At 65.7% G+C, this 20,500-nt stretch carries 18 protein-coding genes; 11 read left to right on the top strand and 7 right to left on the bottom strand.

The annotated features are described in order from the left end of the window. The first annotated feature begins 4 nt into the window (after positions 1 to 4). Positions 5 to 1,009 (top strand): XdhC family protein, encoded by a 1,005-nt coding sequence (locus V8J55_RS16195; RefSeq protein WP_336446619.1) that lies wholly within the window; start codon positions 5 to 7, stop codon positions 1,007 to 1,009. Here V8J55_RS16195 and V8J55_RS16190 read toward each other — a convergent pair. From V8J55_RS16190 to V8J55_RS16170, 5 genes are all read right to left on the bottom strand, one after another. Next, positions 1,006 to 2,073, bottom strand: a complete 1,068-nt coding sequence (locus V8J55_RS16190) for a tetratricopeptide repeat protein (RefSeq protein ID WP_336446618.1) — start codon at positions 2,071 to 2,073, stop codon at positions 1,006 to 1,008. The genes V8J55_RS16195 and V8J55_RS16190 overlap by 4 nt on opposite strands. Before the next feature lie 189 nt (positions 2,074 to 2,262). Next, complete coding sequence (locus tag V8J55_RS16185) at positions 2,263 to 4,032, bottom strand: vWA domain-containing protein (RefSeq protein WP_336446617.1); 1,770 nt, start codon at positions 4,030 to 4,032, stop codon at positions 2,263 to 2,265. A gap of 111 nt (positions 4,033 to 4,143) precedes the next feature. Beyond that, positions 4,144 to 4,680 (bottom strand): RNA polymerase sigma factor, encoded by a 537-nt coding sequence (locus V8J55_RS16180; RefSeq protein WP_336446616.1) that lies wholly within the window; start codon positions 4,678 to 4,680, stop codon positions 4,144 to 4,146. Between the two features lie 164 nt (positions 4,681 to 4,844). After that, positions 4,845 to 7,190, bottom strand: coding sequence for an EAL domain-containing protein (locus tag V8J55_RS16175; RefSeq protein WP_336446615.1), 2,346 nt, complete (start codon positions 7,188 to 7,190; stop codon positions 4,845 to 4,847). A 77-nt stretch (positions 7,191 to 7,267) separates the two neighbouring features. After that, positions 7,268 to 7,681: a cupin domain-containing protein gene (locus tag V8J55_RS16170; RefSeq protein WP_336446614.1), complete on the bottom strand. Its 414-nt coding sequence runs from the start codon at positions 7,679 to 7,681 to the stop codon at positions 7,268 to 7,270. Positions 7,682 to 7,886: 205 nt separating this feature from the next. Between V8J55_RS16170 and V8J55_RS16165 the strand changes: the two genes are divergently transcribed. Genes V8J55_RS16165 through leuC form a run of 3 tightly spaced genes read left to right on the top strand, consistent with a single transcriptional unit; the run spans position 7,887 to position 11,954 of the window. After that, entirely contained in the window at positions 7,887 to 9,230 is a 1,344-nt protein-coding gene (locus V8J55_RS16165; RefSeq protein ID WP_336446613.1) for a phosphotransferase family protein, read from the top strand. Positions 9,231 to 9,249: 19 nt separating this feature from the next. After that, positions 9,250 to 10,545: an acyl-CoA dehydrogenase family protein gene (locus V8J55_RS16160; protein ID WP_336446612.1), complete on the top strand. Its 1,296-nt coding sequence runs from the start codon at positions 9,250 to 9,252 to the stop codon at positions 10,543 to 10,545. Further along, the gene (gene leuC, locus V8J55_RS16155) at positions 10,542 to 11,954 is read left to right on the top strand and encodes a 3-isopropylmalate dehydratase large subunit (protein ID WP_336446611.1); all 1,413 of its coding nucleotides are present in this window, start codon (positions 10,542 to 10,544) and stop codon (positions 11,952 to 11,954) included. Before V8J55_RS16160 ends, leuC begins: the two co-directional genes overlap by 4 nt. A gap of 9 nt (positions 11,955 to 11,963) precedes the next feature. Here the strand turns inward: leuC and leuD are convergent, their stop codons facing one another. Continuing rightward, complete coding sequence (gene leuD, locus V8J55_RS16150; protein WP_336446609.1) at positions 11,964 to 12,548, bottom strand: 3-isopropylmalate dehydratase small subunit; 585 nt, start codon at positions 12,546 to 12,548, stop codon at positions 11,964 to 11,966. A gap of 191 nt (positions 12,549 to 12,739) precedes the next feature. On the opposite strand from leuD, the gene V8J55_RS16145 reads away from it, so the two are divergent. Further along, the gene (locus V8J55_RS16145; protein WP_037515957.1) at positions 12,740 to 13,246 is read left to right on the top strand and encodes a MarR family winged helix-turn-helix transcriptional regulator; all 507 of its coding nucleotides are present in this window, start codon (positions 12,740 to 12,742) and stop codon (positions 13,244 to 13,246) included. Positions 13,247 to 13,311: 65 nt separating this feature from the next. Beyond that, positions 13,312 to 13,887, top strand: a complete 576-nt coding sequence (locus V8J55_RS16140; protein WP_336446607.1) for an NADPH-dependent FMN reductase — start codon at positions 13,312 to 13,314, stop codon at positions 13,885 to 13,887. An 8-nt stretch (positions 13,888 to 13,895) separates the two neighbouring features. On the opposite strand, the gene V8J55_RS16135 is transcribed toward V8J55_RS16140, so the two are convergent. Continuing rightward, entirely contained in the window at positions 13,896 to 14,345 is a 450-nt protein-coding gene (locus V8J55_RS16135; protein WP_336446606.1) for a MarR family winged helix-turn-helix transcriptional regulator, read from the bottom strand. A gap of 146 nt (positions 14,346 to 14,491) precedes the next feature. Between V8J55_RS16135 and V8J55_RS16130 the strand changes: the two genes are divergently transcribed. From V8J55_RS16130 to V8J55_RS16110, 5 genes are read left to right on the top strand one after another with little or no spacing between them, the layout of a single operon-like run. Then, positions 14,492 to 16,126: a long-chain-fatty-acid--CoA ligase gene (locus V8J55_RS16130; RefSeq protein WP_336446605.1), complete on the top strand. Its 1,635-nt coding sequence runs from the start codon at positions 14,492 to 14,494 to the stop codon at positions 16,124 to 16,126. A 23-nt stretch (positions 16,127 to 16,149) separates the two neighbouring features. Then, on the top strand, positions 16,150 to 17,280 hold the full coding sequence (locus V8J55_RS16125; RefSeq protein WP_336446604.1) for an alpha/beta hydrolase: 1,131 nt from the start codon (positions 16,150 to 16,152) through the stop codon (positions 17,278 to 17,280). 1 nt (position 17,281) lies between these two features. Next, complete coding sequence (locus V8J55_RS16120; protein ID WP_336446603.1) at positions 17,282 to 18,259, top strand: phosphotransferase family protein; 978 nt, start codon at positions 17,282 to 17,284, stop codon at positions 18,257 to 18,259. Beyond that, positions 18,256 to 19,554: a phosphopyruvate hydratase gene (gene eno, locus V8J55_RS16115; protein WP_336446602.1), complete on the top strand. Its 1,299-nt coding sequence runs from the start codon at positions 18,256 to 18,258 to the stop codon at positions 19,552 to 19,554. The genes V8J55_RS16120 and eno overlap by 4 nt, the downstream gene beginning before the upstream one ends. Beyond that, on the top strand, positions 19,551 to 20,471 hold the full coding sequence (locus tag V8J55_RS16110; protein WP_336446601.1) for an NAD(P)-dependent oxidoreductase: 921 nt from the start codon (positions 19,551 to 19,553) through the stop codon (positions 20,469 to 20,471). The genes eno and V8J55_RS16110 overlap by 4 nt, the downstream gene beginning before the upstream one ends. Positions 20,472 to 20,500: the final 29 nt, after the last annotated feature.

The following is a 20,500-nucleotide window of genomic DNA, read 5'->3' as shown; positions in this document are numbered from 1 at the left end:
GCAGATGATAGCAACCACGCCGGCCGACATATTGCGCTTTGTCCTAGCCCGTGCGGAAGAGGGCGTCGGGACGATCCTCGTCACGCTCACCGCGATCGAGGGATCGTCGCCGCGGGCGATCGGCGCCCAGATGGCGGTCGCCGAGGACGGACGATACCTCGGTTCCTTCTCGGGCGGCTGCATCGAGGCGGCGGTCGTCGCCGAAGCGATCGGAACGCTATCCGACGGCCGCGCAAAGCTCGTGCGCTTCGGCGCGGGGTCGCCCTATCTCGACATCCGGCTTCCGTGCGGCGGCGGGATCGACCTGTTGTTCAATCCGCGACCCGATCCGCATGCGATCGCACAGGCGCTGGCGCAGCATGATCGCCGGGAGTTGGCGGCGCTGCGGCTGGACGACGACGGCGTGCATTTCGACACGATCACTGGTGCGCGCGCGATCGCCGGCTGGGAGGATGGGAGCTTCCGCCTCGGCTATACGCCGAAGCTTCATATCGTCGCGATGGGGCAGGGCGAAGAACTCACCGCGCTGGCGCGTCTCGCCGCCGCCTTCGGCGCTGAGGTCAGCGTGCTTTCCCCCGACGAACGGGCGCTTGCCGATCTGGATGCCGAAGGTTTCGACACCGTCCGCCTGACTTCGCGCACGAACTTGCCGCCGCTCGTCACCGATCCATGGACCGCGATCATTTCGGTCTTTCACGATCGCGACTGGGAAGAGGAGTTGCTGCCGCGCGCGCTCCAGCTTCGTTCCTTTTACATCGGGGCGATCGGGAGCGAGCGGACGCAGGATGTCCGGCGGAACGCCTTGCGCGATGCCGGCGTGCGCGAGGATCTTCAGGAAAAGCTTCGCACATCGGTGGGACTCATCCCGGCGACGCGCGATCCGGCGACGCTGGCGCTGTCGGCGCTGTCGCAGATTGTACAGGATTATCACCGGCTCGGTGGCGCGTCCGCACCCGAGGGCGTGGATGACGCGCATTTTTCCGGGATCTATTCGACCGGTCCCGTTTAATCGCGTTCGCGCGGCTGCCGTACCGCCTGATACCGGGAGTCGAGGTTGATCGCGCGCTGTTCGTCGACCTCGGCGCGCTTCGTATCGCCCTGCTTTCGCAGCAGAAGGCTGCGATTATAATAGGCGCGCGCCGATTGCGGGGCATGGCGGACCGCGCGGTCGAGATCGGCGATCGCGCGCGCGCTTTCGCCCTGGCGGTCGTAGGCGAGGCCGCGATTGAGGTAGGCGACCGACAGGTCGGGCGCGACGGCAATCGCCTGGTCGAAGGCGGTGATCGCGCCGTCGATATCGCCCTCCCACGCCTGCTTCAGCCCGTCGGCAAGATGCGCATCGGCTTGCGCCCGAACGGCTTTCGCACCCCTGTTTGCCAGCTTTTTGCACCGCGACAGCGCCTGACTTGGATCGTTCACCGTGCAGGCGTTCCAGTCGCCGCGCCTTGCGGCGCCGCGCGCCGCGATGCGCGATCCCGTGACGACGGCCGAATCCTCGGCGACTTCGCTCGATGAATAGGCCGAAATGGCGGACGGCGCATCCTGGACCGGACGCGCCACGCGTTGCGCCAAGACGGTGATCGCCTCCCGTTCCTCGGCTTTTGCTGCCGACGCGGCGGGGGGCGCCTGCGCGAGTTCGACGCGCTTCGGCGCTGGCGCGGAAACGGCGGGTGGCGCCGCCGCAACTTGCTCGGCGGCAGGGCTGCTCTTTGCGGACGGCGGTGCCGCGATCGCGACGGGAGCGGGCACTTCGGCCTGGTTGTCCACAACCGTTGGTGCCGGCTCGCCCGTCTCGCGCGCAATCTGTTCGTCGGCGGCCGGCGCGCCCGGATCCAATGCCGTCCATGCGAAGGGCAGGCTGATCGTGGCGACCAGCGCGGCGGTCGCGAACAGCCCGGCCTGCGGGCGCCAAAGATTGGCCCACCAGGATGCTCTCGCCGGTCGAAGCGCGACCTCAGGTGCGGGGGCGCCGTCGAAGCGGGCAAGTGCGTCGGCAATCGCCGCCTCGCGCCGCTTCGGGGCGGGCGGCGGCGGTTCGGGCAGGAACGCTTTCAGCTCGTCATCGCCCGTCATGGCCACGTTGCCTCCGGCGCGTTCTGGCGCAATTTCGAACCGTGTCGAGACAGCGCGCGCGAGAGAAGGGGCATGAGCATCGTCTGGCCTTATACGCACAATATCGCGGCGGTCGAATATCTCGATCGACCAGCCGAAACGGGCGGCGCGAATGCGGCGGCGCCTCGTCGAAACGCCGCCACACCATGATCAGCGTTCCAGCTTCGCCATCGATCCCGCCGTCTTGGCGGCGCGGACCATCTGGACCAGCTCCATGCGATATCCGAAATCGTCGGTGCCGCGCGCGGCGCCGACGATCTGCAGCACATCGTCATAGGTCATCGATCCGCTGTAGCGTCCGCCGCGGAGCAGTTCGGCAAAGGCCGCGACCCCGGTCGCGAAGCGAGCGTCCTGCGGCGCATCGGCGAAGCGGGCGAATTCGACGCGCCGATCGATCGGGGTCGAAATCAGCTGGCGGCGATCCGATTTCGGCAATTTGTAGCGGATCTTCACAAAGCCATATTCGCTCGACGGCGCGGCTACGGTACGCCGCGCGGGCTTGCTGTATCTGAGGTCGCCCATCGTGCGCGGTCCGCCAACGGGAACGATCTCGTAGATCGCGGTGACCGTCTGCCCCGAACCGACATCGCCCGCGTCGACCTTGTCATTGTCGAAATCATCGCGGTTCAGCATCCGCGTTTCATAGCCGATCAACCGATATTCGGCGACGGTCGCGGGGTTGAACTCGACCTGGATCTTCACATCCTTCGCGATTGGGAACAGCGTCGAGGTGGCCTCGTCGACCAAAGTTTTGCGCGCTTCGCCGAGCGTGTCGATATAGGCGGCGGCGCCGTTGCCGTTCTGGGCGAGCGTCTGCATCAGCGCGTCGTTGTAATTGCCCATGCCAAAGCCGAGGACCGAGAGGAAGATACCCTTGCCGCGCTCACGCTCGATATATCCCTTCAGCTCGTCCTGATTGGTGATGCCGACGTTGAAGTCGCCGTCGGTCGCGAGGACGACGCGGTTGACGCCGTTGGGGTCGAGATTGCGCTCGGCGAGCGCATAGGCCTGGCGGATGCCCTCGGCGCCCGCGGTGCTGCCGCCCGCGCCGAGCTGGTCGATCACCGCGAGGATCTTGCCTTTCAGGCTCGCCGGCGTCGGCTCGAGCGCGGTGCCCGCATTGCCGGCATAGGTCACGATCGATACGCGGTCGTTGCGATCGAGCTGATCGAGGAGCAAGCCGAGCGATTTCTTGACCAGCGGCAGCCTGTTCGGCGCGTTCATCGATCCCGACGTGTCGATCAGGAAGACGAGGTTCGCGCGTGACCGCGTTGCGCGTTCGATCGCATAGCCCTTGATCCCGATGCGAACGAGCTTGCGGCCCGCTGTGAACGGGCTGGGGAAGACCGCGATATTCGAGGAGAAAGGCTGTTGCGCGCTGCGCGGCGCCGCATAATCATAGGGGAAATAATTGACCAGCTCCTCGGTCCGCACCGCGGCGGGCTGCGGCAGCGCATTGTTGTTCAGCGACGTGCGGACAAAGGAATAGGAGGCGGTGTCGACGTCGATCGAAAAGGTCGACACGGGTTCGTCGCGCGCGATCTTGAACGCATTCTCCTGCGTCGAGGTGAACTTGTCGCGGCCGACATCCTGATACCAGGGCATCATCCGATCGGGATAGGGGGCGCGAATGGCGCTGCCCGTCACGACCAGTTTGCGGGCCTGTGCCGGCGGGGGCGGGGGCGATGCGATGTGTTGCGAACCGATCACCGACATCGCCACCGGCGCGTCCATCACGTGCGGGGCGACCCGCTGTCCGGTGACGACGATGTCCGAGGCATGCTCTTCGAGCTCGGCCTTTGGGGCCGGCGCGGTCGCCTCCGACGACGGCGACGCAATATCGGCTTCGTTCGATTGCGAGCAGGCGGTGACGAGCGTGATCGAGAGGCCCGCGGTAAGCGTCAGATAGAAACGGGACATGACATGTCTCCCTGGCAACAGCGGCGCACAATCGCCCGCATGTCCCTGGGACGCGCGGGCGCGGGAAATCCTTGGCGGCCTTTGCGAAAAAAATTCCGGTGCGCCGCGCGGTCAGTCGTCGGGGCTGGGATTCGCCGCGAGCTGACGCCGGATCTCGTGCATTCGCCAGGACACCGTCGCTTCGGCGATCCCCAGGATTTGCGCGGCTTCGGCATGCGACAGCTGCTGCCCGGCAATCAGCACCGCGGTATCGCGAAGCTCGGGTTTCAGCCGCGCGATCGCGCTTTCAATCCAAACCGCGTCGTACAGGTCGCGGCCGTCGGGACCCCGCGCCAGCCCCGCCATGATACTCAGCCGCCCGGTGAACCGCGTAAAGGCCGACCGCCGCCGGTGGAAATCGCGGCAGGCATTATAGACGACGCTGCACAGCCAGGTCGTGAATTTGGCGTCGCCGCGAAAGGCGGAGAGCTTCTCCGCGAGGATACAGCAGACATCCTGCGCGATGTCGTCGGCATCGGCGCGCGATCCGGTCAATTGCCACGCGAGGCCGTGGATGCGGTCATAGTGGCGTCGCAACAAGGCTTCGAAAGCGTCGCGGTCGCCCGCGATCGCGGCTGCAAGAATATCGGGTTCTTCGGCGTCGGCCATGCGTCAGCCCGGCAGGCGCGCTGCGCGCCGACGGCATTCGGCAGTGGAATCAGGCTCGCCGGCGGACCGAAGGTCCCGCACCGGCCAAATCGATCCCCCATATCCTGCCATCGCAAGGCTTGTGCCCCATTCGCCGCGCGAAGGCTATCGTTGACTTCGGGGCTTCAGCCCTCAGCGTCGCGCTTTTCCAAATCGGGCCAAGGTTCTGCCTGAAAGGGATCGGCAGCCGGGCGGCCGAAATAATAGCCTTGCGCTTGCGGGCAGCCCTCGTCGAGCAGCATCTGGCGCTGTTCCGGCGTTTCGACCCCTTCGGCGACGATCGGCATGTTGAAACTGCGGCCGAGCCCGATGATCGCGCGCACGATCGACCGCGCAGCTTCGTCGTCCGAAATCGAGGCAACAAAGCTCTTGTCGATCTTAATCTTGTCGAACGGGAAGGCCTTGAGATTGCTCAGCGACGAATAGCCGGTGCCGAAATCGTCCATCGCGATCCGGACGCCGAGCGCGCGGATTTCGTGGAGCGCCTTCAGCGCGCTGTGCTTGTTGCGCAGAAAAGCGGTCTCGGTGATTTCGAGTTCGAGCCGATGCGCCTCCAGCCCCGATTGCGACAGCGCGTCGCGAACGACGGCGGGCAGGTTTGGCACCTGGAACTGGATCGTCGACACATTGACGGCCACCGATACATTCTTGGGCCAGGCCGCCGCCGCCTGGCAGGCTTCGCGCAGCACCCATTCGCCGATCGCAACGATGGCACCGATTTCCTCGGCAACAGGGATGAAATCGTCGGGCGCGATCTCGCCCCGTTCGGGATGATTCCAGCGGAGCAGCGCCTCATAACCGATCACCGAGGCGAAGGCGGTCGCGACGAGCGGCTGGTACACGACATAAAGCTGATCGCGGGCGATCGCGTGTCGCAGGTCATGTTCGAGCGCGCGGCGTTCCTGCGCGAGCTCGTCCATCTCCTGATCGAAGAAGGCGGCGTTGCCCCTTCCGTTATTCTTCGCGCGATAGAGCGCCGTATCGGCGTTGCGTTGCAGCACCTCGGCGTCGGTTCCGTCCTGCGGAAAGAGCGCGACGCCGATGCTGACCCCGACCGCCATCGGATCGCGCGCGACGTCCATTTCGATCGCCAGCGTATCGAGGATGCGCGCCGAAAGTTTGCGTGCTTCGTCGGGTTCCGACACGCCGGTCTGGAGGATGAGGAATTCGTCGCCGCCGATGCGCGCGACAATGTCGTCGGCGCGCACGACGGAGCGGAGAATGTCGGCGATCCGGCACAGGATTTCGTCGCCCGCACCATGGCCGAAGATGTCGTTCACCGCCTTGAACCGGTCAAGGTCGAGCGCGAGCAGGGAAAAGGGCTTTTTCGCGTCGATCGCCGCGTCGAGTGCGCGCCCAAAGTGGGCACGGTTCGACAGATCCGTCAGCGGGTCGTGGGATGCCAGATGTTCGATCGCCCGTTGCGCGCGTTTCCGGTCGGACAAGTCGCGGATCGCAAGAACCTGGCAGCTTCGCCCGCGATATTCGATCGTCTGAGTCGCAATTTCCAGGATATGGTCTTCGTCGAAGCTGTTGCGGAGGCGCGCCTCGGCGGAATGGCCGTCGGGCGCCTCGAACGAGCTGCCGTCGCTCGCGACGAACCAGTCGGAGGGCGTACTGCCGACGATCGCGCCGCTGCTGACGCCAAGCAGGGCGCAAAGCCGCGCGTTCACCTCGACGATCCGTCCGTCATACGTGATCGCGAGCGCCTCGAGCGTTGCATCGGCCAGCCCGTGCGCGTCGGTGAGCCAGCGGTCGACGAGCGAACCGGTGAGCGCCAGCGCGACCAGCGCGACATTGGCAATCACGATCGCCGGGACGAGCCAGTCGCGGCTGTTCGCCGTTCCCAATATGTCGCCGCGCGTCGGATCGGGGACGAGCGTGGTGGCCGACATCGCGGTGAAGTGCAGGATGACGATCGCGAGGACCGCGAAACCCGCGGGCAGGGCGACCTTCGTCCAGCCCTTCGTTCGTGCGAATGCCAGGAAGGCGGCGAAAAAGCACAGCCCCGATAGCAGCAGCGAGACGATGATCGGAACCAGGTCATAGGTCACGCGGGCCGGTGCGATGATCGATGCCATGCCTGTGAAATGCATCGCCGCTACGCCGACGGCCGCGCCTGCGGCAGCGGCGGCGCAGCGTCCGGCGCTGGGCGCTTTGCCGAGCAATCGAAAGCTGCACCAGAAGAAACCGATCGCGATTGCAACCGACAGGATGGTGAGGCCGACGTCGAAACGGATCGGCATCGATCCGCGATAGGCGAGCATGGCGACGAAATGCGTCGCCCACACGCCGACGCCTTCGGCCACCGCCGCGACCATGAGCCAGTGACGTCGGCGCGCGTCGACGCAGTGCGTCGAGCGGCCCAGGACGACAAAAAGGCTGATATTCCCGAGGATGCAGACGAGCGCTGCAATCAGGACGAATCGCAGATCGTGCTGATAAACGACGCATTCGAGGACGCTGAACATGCATTCCCTCCCTGGTCCCCGTCGTCCTTTTACCTCCCAATTCTAAATATTGCCTTATCGGATGGTCGGTGGGGGCGTTAGCGCGCCTCGATTACTTCGGCCGGAACAAGTAATGGCTTACCCTTTTCAACGATATAGGTTGCGAGTTCGGCGCCGTTCACGGCCGTGCGATTGCGTGCCTTGTGGGCGACACCCGCCGGCACGAACAGCACTTCGCCGGCTTTCAGCGTTACCGGCGCCTGTCCTTCGAGCTGATATTCGAGCGTTCCTTCGATGATGTAGATCACCTCCTCGCCGGGGTGGCGATGCCACGGCGCGACCACGCCCGGCGCGATATCGATGCGCGCCTGGATCGTCTCGCGGCCGGGCGCTGAGAGGTCGTGGCGCTGAAGGTCGGTCCGGCTGAGGCCTTCGGGCGCGGGCATCGCCGCGATGGCGGGACTCGCGAGCAGGAGTGCGGCGGTGAACAGGGTGCGGATGTGTCGGGTCATAATCGGCCTCCTTTGGGTGGTCGGGATGTTGCTTCCGGGTGCTTGCGGAGAGTTTCGCCGTCGACGCGCTCAAGGTTACTTGCCGCCAAAAGATTCATCGCATATAGTTAGTATACTAAGCAAAACAACCATGCGAGAAGGCGCCGGCGATGCGGGGTGGAATGCCAAATATGTTCAGATTATCCGTGCGCGGGATGCCGTTCGCATGACCGACGTTGCGGCCCTACTCCCAGCCTTGATGACCCGGATTGTCGGTTCTGGCGTTTTGTCGGGTCTGACGCGTTTGTCGGGCGGTGCGAACATGGAGAGCTTCGCGTTCGATTGGGCGGGTGCGGGCGGGACGTCGGGCTATGTGCTGCGGCGCGCGCCGTCGGCGGATTATATGGCGGACCGCCCGTTCGGGCATGTCGACGAGGCGGCGCTGGTGATGGCGGCGTTTGATGCGGGGGTGAAGGCGCCCGAGGTCGTCGGGGTGCTGGAGCCGGGCGACGGGCTGGGCACGGGTTATGTGATGCGGCGGGTGCGGGCGGAGGTGTCGCCGGCGATGATCTTGGCGGGTCCGCCGCCGTCGCTGCTGGAGGATCTCGGCCGCGAGCTGGCACGGATCCACCGTATCCCACTGGACCGCGTGCCCGCTGCGATCCCGCTGATGGACACGGCGGCGGCGCTGGCGGAGCTGCGCTCGCGCTTTCTGTCGTACGGCGGCGACCGCCCGGTGATCGCGCTGGCGATCCGCTGGTGCGAGGAGCATCTGCCCGAACCGGCGCCGCCGGTGCTCGTCCACGGTGATTACCGCATGGGCAATGTGATGGTGGGCGCCGACGGTCTGGCGGCGGTGCTCGACTGGGAACTCGCGCACCGCGGCGACGCGCATGAGGATCTGGCGTTCGGCTGCATGACCGTCTGGCGCTTCGGCATGCTCGATAAACCGGCGTTCGGGGTCGGCAGCCTCGAGGAGTATTTTGCGGCCTATGAGGCGGCGGGCGGGACGAAGGTCGATCGCGGCCGCTTCCGCTTCTGGCTGATCTACCGGACGCTCTGGTGGGCGCTCGGCTGCCTGCAGATGGGGCAGATGTGGCGGAGCGGCGCCGACCCGACGGTCGAGCGCGTCGTCATCGGCCGGCGGACGGCGGAGCAGGAGCTCGACCTCGTTCGCTTGCTCGAGGACGAGGTGCCCGAGGCCGAGCGGGGAAGGGCGCTGCCCGCGTCTCCCGGCGCTGCACCGGCGCCGACCGGCGAGCCGACGAACCGCGAGATCGTGCAGGCGGTGCGCGACTGGATCGAGGGATCGATCAAGCCGGGCGCCGAGGGGCATGCAAAGTTCGAGGCGGTGGTCGCGATGAACGCGCTCAGCATCGTGCTGCGTGACCTGGGTGCGGGCGTGCGCGCCGAGGACAAGGCGCTGTCGGAGGCCTTGCTGTCAGGAACCACGACGCTCGCCGAACCCGGCCTGCTCGCGAAGCTGCGGCGCGATGTGCTCGATAAATGCGCGATCGACAGCCCCAAATATGCCGCGCTCGCCGCGGCGCGCGCCGACTGGCGCGGATAGAGATAACAGGGAGAGAGACATGGACTTTGCGATGCCCGCCGCCTTGCAGGCGTATCTCGACGAGCTCGACGCGTTTATCGAGGCCGAGATCAGGCCGCTCGAACTGGCGGACGACAATATCCGCTTCTTCGACCATCGGCGCGAGCATGCACGCACCGACTGGGACAATCAGGGGCTGCCGCGCCACGAGTGGGAAGCGCTGCTACGCCAAGCCACCCGCAAGGCCGACGCCGCGGGCCACTGGCGCTTCTCGGCGCCGAAGAAATACGGCGGCAAGGACGGCTCGAACCTCGCGATGGCGGTGATCCGCGAGCACTTCGCGGCGAAGGGCCTTGGCCTCCACAACGACCTCCAGAACGAGCACAGCATCGTCGGCAACTTCCCCTTCGTCGAGATGTTCGAGCAGTTCGCGACGAGCGAGGAGCAGAAGCAGGAATTTATCCTCGGCGGGTTCGAAGGCAAGCGCCGCACTGCGTTCGGGCTGACCGAGCCCGACCATGGCAGCGACGCAACGCATATGGAGACGCGCGCGGTCAAGGAGACCCGCGACGGCATCGACGGCTGGCGGATCGACGGGCGCAAGATGTGGATCACCGGCATGCACAGCGCGACGCACTGCGCGACCTTCTGCCGCACCAGCGGCGAGGACGGCGATGCGAAGGGCATCACCTGCCTGCTCGTGCCGACCGGCACGCCGGGCATGACGGTCGATGAGTATCTGTGGACGTTCAACATGCCGACCGACCATCCAAGGATGACGTTCAGCGATGTGTGGGTTCCCGACAGCGCGCGGCTCGGCCCCGAGGGCGGCGCCCTCGCGATCGCGCAGAGCTTCGTCCACCAGAACCGCATCCGGCAGGCGGCATCGTCGCTCGGCGCCGCGGTCTATTGCATCGAGGAAAGCGTGAAATACGCCCGGACCCGCAAGCCGTTCGGCGAGGCGCTGGCGAAGAACCAGGCGATCCAGTTCCCGCTCGTCGAGCTGGCGACGCAGGCCGAGATGCTGCGCCTGCTCATTCGCAAGACCGCGTGGGACATGGACAATACCCCGCACAAGGAGGTCGAGCGCACGCTCTCCGACAAGGTCAGCATGTGCAACTACTGGGCGAACCGGCTCGTCTGCGAAGCCGCCGACCGCGCGATGCAGGTCCATGGCGGCATCGGCTACTCACGCCACAAGCCGTTCGAACATATCTACCGCCACCACCGCCGCTACCGCATCACCGAAGGCGCCGAGGAAATACAAATGCGAAAGGTCGCAGCCTATCTGTTCGGATTTATGGGGCCGCGGCGCGAAACGATCGGGAAACTGTGAACCGGCCCCGCACGCTTTACGACAAGATATGGGATGCGCACGCCGTCGCCGAGGATGACGGCGAAACTTTGCTCTATATCGACCTGCACCTGCTCCATGAGGTGACCTCGCCGCAAGCCTTCGCGGGGCTGGCGGCGGCAGGTCGGGCGGTGCGGCGTCCCGAGCTCGCGCTCGCGCTGTCCGATCATAATGTGCCGACCGCGGGTCAGGCGGCGGGCCCCGCCGGGGTTGCCGATGCCGAAGCGCGCGCGCAACTCGAAGCGCTGGTCAGCAATACACGCCATTTCGGGATCGAGAATTTCCCGATGGGTGACCCGCGCGGCGGCATCGTCCATGTCGTCGGCCCCGAACAGGGGCGCTCGCAGCCGGGAATGACGATCGTCTGCGGCGACAGCCACACCTCGACCCATGGCGCCTTCGGCGCGCTGGCGTTCGGCATCGGCACGTCGGAGGTCGAGCATGTGCTGGCGACGCAGACGATCCGCCAGCGGCGGTCGCGCAACATGCGCGTGACGGTCGATGGCGTGCTCGCGCCGCACGTCCACGCCAAGGATCTCGCGCTCCACCTGCTCGGCGTGATCGGCGTCGACGGTGCGGGAGGGCATGTCGTCGAATATGCCGGCGAAGCCGTTCGCGCGCTGTCGATGGAGGCGCGAATGACGCTCTGCAATCTCAGCATAGAAATGGGCGCGCGCGCGGGACTGGTCGCACCCGATGCGACAACCTTCGCCTATTTGGCGGGTCGGCCCGCGGCGCCCGGAGGGAGGGCGTGGGATATAGCGCAAGCGCGCTGGGCGACCCTCGCAAGTGACGATGGGGCGCTATTCGATCGCGAGATACGCGTCGACGCGCGCGATGTCCGGCCGATGGTAAGCTGGGGCACGAACCCCTCGCAGGTTGCCGCGATCGACGGACTGGTTCCCGATCCGGCTGCGTTGACGAACGCCGAAGCCTGTTCGGCAGCGACACGTGCGCTTGCCTATATGGACCTGACGCCGGGCGCACCGATCGCCGGATTGCGGCTCGACCGCGTGTTCATCGGCAGCTGCACCAACAGCCGGATCGAGGATTTGCGCGTCGTCGCAGAGGTCGTGCGCGGCCGCCGCGTCGCGCCGCATGTTCGCGCGATGGTCGTGCCGGGGTCGGGGCTGGTCAAAAGGCAGGCCGAGGAAGAGGGGATCGACCGCATCCTGCGCGACGCGGGGTTCGACTGGCGCGAGCCCGGCTGCTCGATGTGCGTCGGCATGAACGCCGATCGGCTGCTGCCCGGCGAGCGCTGTGCCGCGACGTCGAACCGTAATTTCGAGAACCGGCAAGGGCGCGGCGGGCGCACCCATTTGATGAGCCCGGCTCTCGCGGCGGCGAGTGCGATTGCGGGCTGCATCGCGGTGCCCGAAGTGCCCGGCTAGGGTCAGACTCTAGAGCGTCGCTTCGAACCGCGCGATCGCATCGGCGTGGCGCAGCGTGCGGGCGATGTCGTCGAGCCCATCCATCAGGATCCGGCGATCATCGGGATCGATCGCGAAATCGATCGCCTCGCCCGACGCGAGCCGTATCTGCTGTGCATCCAGATCGACCTCGACCGGCGCATATTGGGCGAGCGCGATTTCGTCGCGCAGCCGCGCGCATGTTGCGTCGGGCAGGCGGATCAGCAGCAGGCCATTCTTGCGGGCGTTCCCAGCAAAGATATCGCCGAAGCTTGGCGCGATGACGCAGCGAATGCCGAAGTCGGTGAGCGCCCACACCGCATGCTCGCGTGACGACCCGCAGCCGAAATTGCGGTCGGCGACGACCACCTGCGCACTACGGCATGTCGGCTGATTCAGGATGAAATCGCTACGCTCGCTCCCGTCCGCCGCAAAGCGAAGCTCGCGAAACAGATGTTTACCAAGCCCCGAGCGGGTCAGCGATTTCATATATTGCGCGGGGATGATCATGTCGGTGTCGACATTGGCGAGTGGCAGCGGGGCCGCGACTGCTTTCGTCCGGGTAAATTTTTGCACATCGCCTCCATTAACTTAGTATTCTAAGTAAATGGATTGACCGATCTTGTCCAACATTATCGCGGAGTTGGCCGCACCATGCGATGCAGGACGGCGATGAAGACAGTTGCCGCGCGAATCTTCGCGTCCTAAGGTTCGCGCTCGCGCGGACCGGCGCCGGGCGCCGGGGACCGCGACAGGGGAGCAGGGTTTTGGCAAAGAAAACACAGGATTACCGGCATCCAGCCGAATATTATACCGATCCGGAAAACAGCATCGGCTATCTGGCGCGCGTCGTTTTCCGGTCTTTCTCGCGGTTGCTCGAGCGCCGCACGCTGACGCACGACGTGTCGGCGGGACAGTGGCGTTTCCTGCGCCAGCTATGGCGCGAGGACGGCATCACCCAGCGCGAACTCAGCGAACGCGTCGGCATGCGCGAACCGACGACGGTCGTTGCGCTCAAGGGACTGGAAAAGGCCGGGCTGATCACGCGCAAGAAGACCGCCGACGACCGCCGCAAGACCTTCATTCACCTGACCCCGCATGCGAAGAAGCTCGAACTGATCCTCGCGCCGATGAACGCCGAGATTCACGAGATCGCCACCAAGGGGATGACCGACGAAGAGGTCGAGGTGCTGCAGGGGCTGATGCGCCGCGTCATCGACAATCTTGGCGATGAAACGCGCAAGCTCGCGGTGCTTTCCGACATCAAGGCCTGACCGCTTGCATTTGCCGTGCACCCGGACAATAAGTTAGCATTCTAACTATATGTCCGGGAGGGAAAATGACCAGCATCGCCGTCATCGTCGGCAGCACCCGCGAGGGATCGTTCAACCGCGCATTGGGCGAGGTCGCCGCGGCGAGTCTCGAAGCGCAGGGCGCAACCGTGACGCGGGTCTATCTCGCAGCGTTCGACCTGCCGCTCTATTCGGCGGCGCGCGAGGCGAACGATTTTCCGTCCGACGCGCTGAAGCTTAAGGCGCTTTTCGTCGCGCAGGACGGCCTGCTCTTCATCTCCCCCGAATATAATGGCTCGCTCACACCGTTGCTCAAAAACGCCATCGACTGGGCCTCCCGCCCGACCGGGGACGAGGGTATGGTTGCGCTGACCGCCTATCGCGGCAAGGCGGCGGCGATCATGTCGGCGTCGATCAGTCCGTTCGGCGGGCTCCGCGGGTTGATGCATCTGCGCCAGATACTCTCGACGATCCAGATGCTGGTGATTCCCGAACAGGTGCTGGTGCCGAATGCGCACGCCGCCTTTGCCGAGGATGGCAGCTTGAAGGAGCCGCTGCCGGCGTCGCTGGTCGAAATGACCGCCGGACGGCTGATCGCGGTCGCGAAGGCGCTGTCGGCCTAGGTCCTGACCTAACGGCGCGGGGCGGCGGCGGGGCGGTCGATATTGTCGCCCCAGTCGGCCTCGAGCGCCGCGAACAGGGCGTCGAACTTGTCCTGTCCCAGCTTGGCCGCGATTTGTGCAGTAAGCTCGTCCATCGAGCGCTGCGCGTCCTTGCGCATGCGCGCGCCAAGGTCAGTCAGCGACACGATCATGTGGCGGCGGTCGGCGGGATCGACTTCCATCTGCACGATGCCGAGCTTCACCATCTGGCTAATCGTGCTGTGGATCGCCTGCCGCGATATGCCCAGATTGCGCGCGATGTCCGACGGGCGCACGATACCGCTGACGATATTCGTCATCACCATCGATTGCGGGCGGTTGACGTCGGGCCAGCCATGGTCGTGGAGCCGCGCTTGAAGCCCTTCGTCGAGCCAGCAGAAGCGCTGGAAAAGCGCGATGATAAGCTGGTTGGTGCGCATGGACGCTATGATATGCCCCTGTTGCCGGCGGGGTGCCGACGTCAGCAAGCTAGAAGAGCGGAGCGAGCGAAGCAAGGCAGAGCGGCGTTGCAAAGGTAAAATACTTAGCATACTATCTATTGTAACGAGAATGGAGAGAGAGTCGCATGGACGGGTTGATGCAGAATGTGCCGCTGACGGTCGACCGGATCATCGATCATGCGGCGAACTGGCACGGCGCGCGCGAGATCGTGTCGCGCGATGCCGAAGGGCGCGTCACCCGCTCGACCTGGGCCGACGTCCATGCCGATGCGAAGCGCGTGTCGAACGCGCTCGCCGCCGAGGGGATTAAGCCCGGCGACCGTGTCGCGACGATGGCGTGGAACGGCGCGCGGCACCTCGCCGCCTGGTACGGTGCGGCGGGGATGGGGGCGGTGCTCCATACGCTCAACCCGCGGCTCTTTCCCGAACAGATCGCCTATATCGCGAACCACGCGGGCGATCGGCTGCTGATCGCCGACCCGGCGACCGCAGAGCTCGTCGAGCAATTGCTGCCGCAGGTGCCGTCGATCGAGAAGGTGATCTTTTTCTGCGACGCTGCGTCGATGCCGCAAACCAGCTTTGCCGCGACCGCCTTCGACGACTGGATTGCCGGGCAACCCGCCGAATATGTCTGGGGCGGGTTCGACGAAAATGCGGCGTGCGGGCTTTGCTATACCAGCGGCACGACGGGGAATCCCAAGGGCGTGCTCTATTCGCATCGGTCTAACTATATCCATGCGCTGATGACCTTGCAGCGCGACGCACTCGGCCTGTCGGCGCGCGATACGGTGCTGCTCGTCGTGCCCATGTATCATGCCAATGCGTGGGGCGTCGTCTATTCGGCGCCCGCGGTCGGCGCGAAGCTGGTCTTGCCCGGGCAACGAATGGACGGCGAATCGATCTATAATCTGATCGAAGAGGAGGGCGTGACCTATTCGGCGGCCGTGCCAACAGTGTGGCAGATGTTGCTGCAATATATGCAGGAAAATGGAAAGCGCTTCACGACGCTGGAGCGCGTCACGATCGGCGGATCGGCGTGCCCCGAATCGATCATCCGGACGTTCCGCGACGATTATGGTGTCGACGTCATCCAGGGCTGGGGCATGACCGAAACCTCGCCGCTCGGCACGGTGTCGGTGCCCAGTGCCGCGGTCGCGGCGAAATCCGACGCCGAGCAGATGGCGTATAAGCTCAAGCAGGGCCGGCTGCTCTGCGGACTCGAGATGAAGCTGGTCGACGATGCGGGCAACCGCCTGCCGCACGACGGCAAGACGCCGGGGCGGCTGATGGTCAAGGGGCCGACGATCGCGGGCGGCTATTATGGCGGCGAGGGTGGCGACGTGCTCGACGCCGAAGGCTTCTTCGACACCGGCGACGTCAGCACGATCGATGGCGAAGGCTATATGCAGATCACCGACCGCGCGAAGGATGTCGTGAAGTCGGGCGGCGAGTGGATCAGCTCGATCGAGATCGAGAATATCGCGATGGGGCATGAGGCGGTCGCCAACGCCGCCGTTGTCGGGATCGCGCATCCGAAATGGGACGAGCGGCCGATCCTGCTGTGCCAGTTGAAGCCCGGCGCCAGCGCCTCCGCCGACGATCTCAAATCCTTTCTCGACGGCAAGATCGCCAAATGGTGGATGCCCGACGACATATTGTTCGTTGCGGAAATCCCGCTGGGGCCGACGGGCAAGATCGACAAGAAAGCGATCCGCGCGGGGCTTGAGGGGTACGAGCTGCCCTTTGAAGTCACCCGCTGACATAATCATAAACAGGAGAGACGATGATGGACCCGAACGGGATCGAAGGACTGGACGCGCAATTCGTAGGGCTGGCGTCGCCGACCGCGCCGCGTATTCAGGCGGGCGGGCATCCGTGCCAGGGCATTTATTGGACCGAGGCGGGCAAGCGGCCGAAGGTCGCGATCATCGCCACCCATTATAATGTCGATTTCAAGGAACATTATATCGCGCCCTATTTCGCGCGGCAGGGTTTCGGCTTCCTCGGCTGGAACACGCGCTATCGCGGGTTCGAGGACCAGTTCCTGCTCGAACATGCGATCCTCGACATCGGCGTCGGAATAAAGTGGCTCAAAGAAGAGGCGGGCGTCGAGCAGATCGTCATCCTCGGCAACTCGGGCGGCGGCTCGCTGATGGGCGCCTATCAGGCCGAAGCGATCGCGCCGACCTTGACCGACCGCCTGCCTTCGGTCGGGCAGGACGCGCTGGCGCAGCTGATCAAGGGCGATCTCTATATCAGCTTCAACGCGCACCAGGGGCGTCCCGAAGTGCTCACCGACTGGATGGACGCGTCGGTGATCGACGAGAATGATCCGACCCTCACCGACCCCGAGCTCGACCCGTTCAACCCCGACAACGGCCCGCCCTATTCGGACGAATTCATCGCGAAATATCGCGCCGGCCAGCGCGCGCGCAACCAGCGCATCACCGACTGGGCGAAGGCCGAGCTCGCACGGCTCAACGCGGCGGGCATTCCCGACCGCATCTTTCCGATGTTCCGGTGCTGGGGCGATATCCGCTGCGTCGACCCGTCGATCGATCCGTCGGATCGCAAGCCCAACTGGTGCTATCGCGGCGACCCTGCGACCGCGAACCGTACGCCGAGCATCGGGCGCGCGAACACGATCAAGACCTGGCTCAATATGTGGAGCCTCGAAACCTCGCCCTGTCAGGGGCAGCCGCACCTCGCCAAACACGACACGCCCGCGCTCGTCGTGCAGGGAACCGCCGACACGGGCGTTTTTCCGAGCGACGCGCGCAAGATCTTCGATTTCCTCGGGAGCAGCGACAAGAAGCTCGAATTGATCCCCGGCGCGCATTATTTCGAGGACTCGATCGAAGAACGGCAGAACGCCGCCGACCTCGTCGGCGCGTGGATCCGGGAGAAGCTGTGACGTGACGGCCGACGCCGACATCATCGACGGATTGCGCGACGCCGGGCTGGTGGGCGAGGGCGATATCGTTCTCGAACCGCTGACCGGCGGCGTGTCGTGCGACGTGTGGAAGGTCGAGACGCCCTCGGGGCCGATCGTCGTCAAGCGGCCGCTGCCGCAACTGCGCGTCGCCGCCGAATGGCTCGCCCCCGTCGAGCGCGGGACGAGCGAGGTGCGCTGGCTCAAACGCGCGCGCGGCGTCGATCCGCGGATTGTGCCGGAGGTGCTCGCCGAACTGCCCGGCCACGCCTTCGCCATGCGCTTTCTGCCCGGCTGCCCGGTGTGGAAGGACGAACTGATGGCGGGCCGCATCGACGCCGGTTTTGCCGCGCAGGTGGGGCAGGGGATTGCCGCCGTCCATGCCGCGACCGCGTTTAACGACGCCGACCGCGCCGACTTCCCCAATGACGACATGTTTCGCGCGCTCCGCGTCGATCCCTTCTTGCTCCATGTTGCCCGGCAGGATAGCGAGTTGGCGCTCGCGCTGACGGCGCTTGCCGACGATCTGTCCTCGCGCAAGATCGCGCTCGTCCATGGCGACGTCAGTCCGAAAAACATCCTCGTCAGCGCGGATGGCCCGGTGTTCCTCGACGCCGAATGCGCCGTCTATGGCGACCCGGCCTTCGACCTCGCTTTCTGCACGACGCACTTGCTGCTCAAGGCGGTCTGGTCAGGCGATGTGCAATTGAATGAGGCGGCCGCCGTGCTGGTCTCCGCCTATCGCGCGGGTACCGATTGGGAGGATGCCGACGATCTGCTGCTCCGCGCGGGCAAGCTCACCGCGGCGCTGCTCCTCGCGCGCGTCGAGGGCAAGTCGCCTGCACCCTATCTCACCGACCCCGAACATAAGCGCGTCGTGCGCGATCAGGCGCGGGGGCTGATTGTCGCGCCGTCGCTGATCGACGTGCTCGTCGCCAACTGGAAAAGGACTTTTGCATGACCTCGCGTATCGCCTCCGTCACCGGCCGCCAGCTTTGGGATTCGCGCGGCCGGCCCACCGTCGAGGCCGAAGTCGTGCTTGAATCGGGCGCGGTCGGGCGCGCGATCGCTCCCGCGGGCGCCTCGCGCGGGGCGCATGAGGCAATCGACCTGCGCGATGGCGGCGAAGCGTTCGGCGGTTTTGGCGTCAATCGCGCGGTTGCGGGGGTCGGCTCGGAGATTGCGCAGGCGATCGCAGGCATGGATGCGCGCGAGCAGGCGTCGGTCGACGCGGCGCTTTGCGACCTCGACGGCTCGCCGAACAAGGCGCGGCTCGGCGCGAACGCGGTTGTCGCGGTGTCGATGGCGGTGCTCCACGCCGCCGCGGCGGACGCGCGCGAACCGCTCTGGCGCTATCTCGCCGGGGATCGCAAGGTGCGCGTGCCGCTGCCCGAAATCCAGATTTTCGGCGGCGGGGCGCACGCGGGACGTCGCACCGACGTGCAGGATTTCATGGTGATGTGCCCGAAGGCAGGCAGCTTCCGTCGCGCACTCGAGATCACCGACGATGTTTACCGCGCGGCGGGCAAGCTGATGGAGGCGAAGGGGCCCTTGTCGGGGGTCGCCGACGAGGGCGGCTGGTGGCCGAATTTCGCGTCGAACGAGGATGCGCTCGACACGCTCACCAAGGCGATCGAGGCGAGCGGTCACCGCGCGGGTGAGGAGGTGTTCATCTCGCTCGATATCGCCGCGAACGAGCTCGGCGACGCCTCGGGCTACAGCCTCGCGCTCGACGATGGACGTCTGACGAGCGAAGCGATGGCCGCGCGTATCGTCGAATGGGCGGGTCGCTATCCGATCCTGTCGATCGAGGACCCCGCGGGGCAGGACGACTGGACGGCGATGGCCGCCGTCACTTCCGCGATCGGCGACCGCGTCCAGATCATCGGCGACGATGTGCTCGTCACCAATGCCGCGCGTGTCGAACGGGCGGGCGATGCGGGGGTGTGCAACGCCGCGCTGATCAAGGTCAATCAGGTCGGCACCGTCACCGAGGCAAAGGCTGCGCTCGACGCTGCCGTGGCGCGCGGTTGGGGCGCGATCGTCTCGGCGCGCTCGGGCGAGAGCGAGGATGTCACCATCGCCCATCTCGCGACCGGATGGGACGCCGGGCAATTGAAGGTCGGCAGCTTCACACGGTCGGAACGCATGGCGAAGTGGAACGAGATGCTGCGGATCGAGGAAGCGATGGGCGGCGACGCGGCGTTCGCGGGCTTCTCTGCCTTCGCTGGATCGATCGGCCGGGTCGCGGCATGATCGTCCTCCACGCTCGCCCGAGTCCCGGCTTCCGCGAAGCCGTCGATGCGATCTTCGGCCCCGGTGTGGTGACTCATGTCGACGAGGCGGCACCACTCGATGCGGTTGCGCCGGATATCACCGCGCTGCTCCACGTGCTGACCCCCGTGACACCCGAATTCATCGCGTCGGCGCCGAAATTGAAGCTGATCCAGAAGCTCGGTGTCGGGGTGAATACGATCGCGCTCGATGCCGCCCGTGACCATGGAGTAGCCGTCTGCAACATGCCCGGCACCAACAGCCAGGCGGTTGCCGAAATGGCGCTGTCGCTGATGATGGCGGTACTGCGCCGGACTTGCTTCTTCGATGGGCGCACCCGCGCCGGCGAGGGGTGGACCGCCGATCCGTCCGAACTCGACAGTGTCGGGGAGATTGCGGGCCGGACCGTCGGGCTGGTGGGCTTCGGCCATTCGGCGCAGCTGCTCGCGCCGGTGCTGGCGGCGCTCGGGGCGAACGTCGTCTATACCGCGCGCCATCGCCGTGACTGCGCGTATGAATATCGCCCTTTCAACAACTTGATCGCCGAAGCCGATATCGTTTCGCTCCACATGCCGCTCACCGACGAGACACGCGCGAGCGTCGATCCGTTCGCGATGAAGAAGGGGGCGGTGCTCGTCAACACCGCGCGCGGCGAACTGGTCGATCAGGCGCGGCTGGTCGAGGCGCTGACCACGGGCCATCTGTGCGGCGCCGGGCTCGATGTTTTCGCCGAAGAACCCTTGCCGCGCGGCAATCCGCTGCTCGGCTTGCCGAGCGTCGTGCTCGCGCCGCATATCGCATGGCTCACGCCCGAAACGCTCGTGCGCAGCCTGACGGTCGCACAGGAAAATTGCCGTCGGCTCGCGGCCAACGAAAATCTTCTTCATCAGGTGGTCTAATGTCTCTTCCTATTGTTTTGATAACCGGT

It is taken from the genome of Sphingopyxis sp. CCNWLW2 (assembly GCF_037095755.1).
Lineage (GTDB): Bacteria > Pseudomonadota > Alphaproteobacteria > Sphingomonadales > Sphingomonadaceae > Sphingopyxis.
Note: the sequence above shows the minus strand (reverse complement) of the source record. Positions and strands in the feature narration are given on the sequence as shown.

Coding starts and splice junctions, on each gene's coding strand:
- V8J55_RS16195 (WP_336446619.1), top strand. CDS start 5: ATGATAGCAACCACGCCGGCCGACATATTGCGCTTTGTCCTAGCCCGT.
- V8J55_RS16190 (WP_336446618.1), bottom strand. CDS start 2,073: ATGACGGGCGATGACGAGCTGAAAGCGTTCCTGCCCGAACCGCCGCCG.
- V8J55_RS16185 (WP_336446617.1), bottom strand. CDS start 4,032: ATGTCCCGTTTCTATCTGACGCTTACCGCGGGCCTCTCGATCACGCTC.
- V8J55_RS16180 (WP_336446616.1), bottom strand. CDS start 4,680: ATGGCCGACGCCGAAGAACCCGATATTCTTGCAGCCGCGATCGCGGGC.
- V8J55_RS16175 (WP_336446615.1), bottom strand. CDS start 7,190: ATGTTCAGCGTCCTCGAATGCGTCGTTTATCAGCACGATCTGCGATTC.
- V8J55_RS16170 (WP_336446614.1), bottom strand. CDS start 7,681: ATGACCCGACACATCCGCACCCTGTTCACCGCCGCACTCCTGCTCGCG.
- V8J55_RS16165 (WP_336446613.1), top strand. CDS start 7,887: ATGACCGACGTTGCGGCCCTACTCCCAGCCTTGATGACCCGGATTGTC.
- V8J55_RS16160 (WP_336446612.1), top strand. CDS start 9,250: ATGGACTTTGCGATGCCCGCCGCCTTGCAGGCGTATCTCGACGAGCTC.
- V8J55_RS16140 (WP_336446607.1), top strand. CDS start 13,312: ATGACCAGCATCGCCGTCATCGTCGGCAGCACCCGCGAGGGATCGTTC.
- V8J55_RS16135 (WP_336446606.1), bottom strand. CDS start 14,345: ATGCGCACCAACCAGCTTATCATCGCGCTTTTCCAGCGCTTCTGCTGG.
- V8J55_RS16130 (WP_336446605.1), top strand. CDS start 14,492: ATGGACGGGTTGATGCAGAATGTGCCGCTGACGGTCGACCGGATCATC.
- V8J55_RS16125 (WP_336446604.1), top strand. CDS start 16,150: ATGATGGACCCGAACGGGATCGAAGGACTGGACGCGCAATTCGTAGGG.
- eno (WP_336446602.1), top strand. CDS start 18,256: ATGACCTCGCGTATCGCCTCCGTCACCGGCCGCCAGCTTTGGGATTCG.
- V8J55_RS16110 (WP_336446601.1), top strand. CDS start 19,551: ATGATCGTCCTCCACGCTCGCCCGAGTCCCGGCTTCCGCGAAGCCGTC.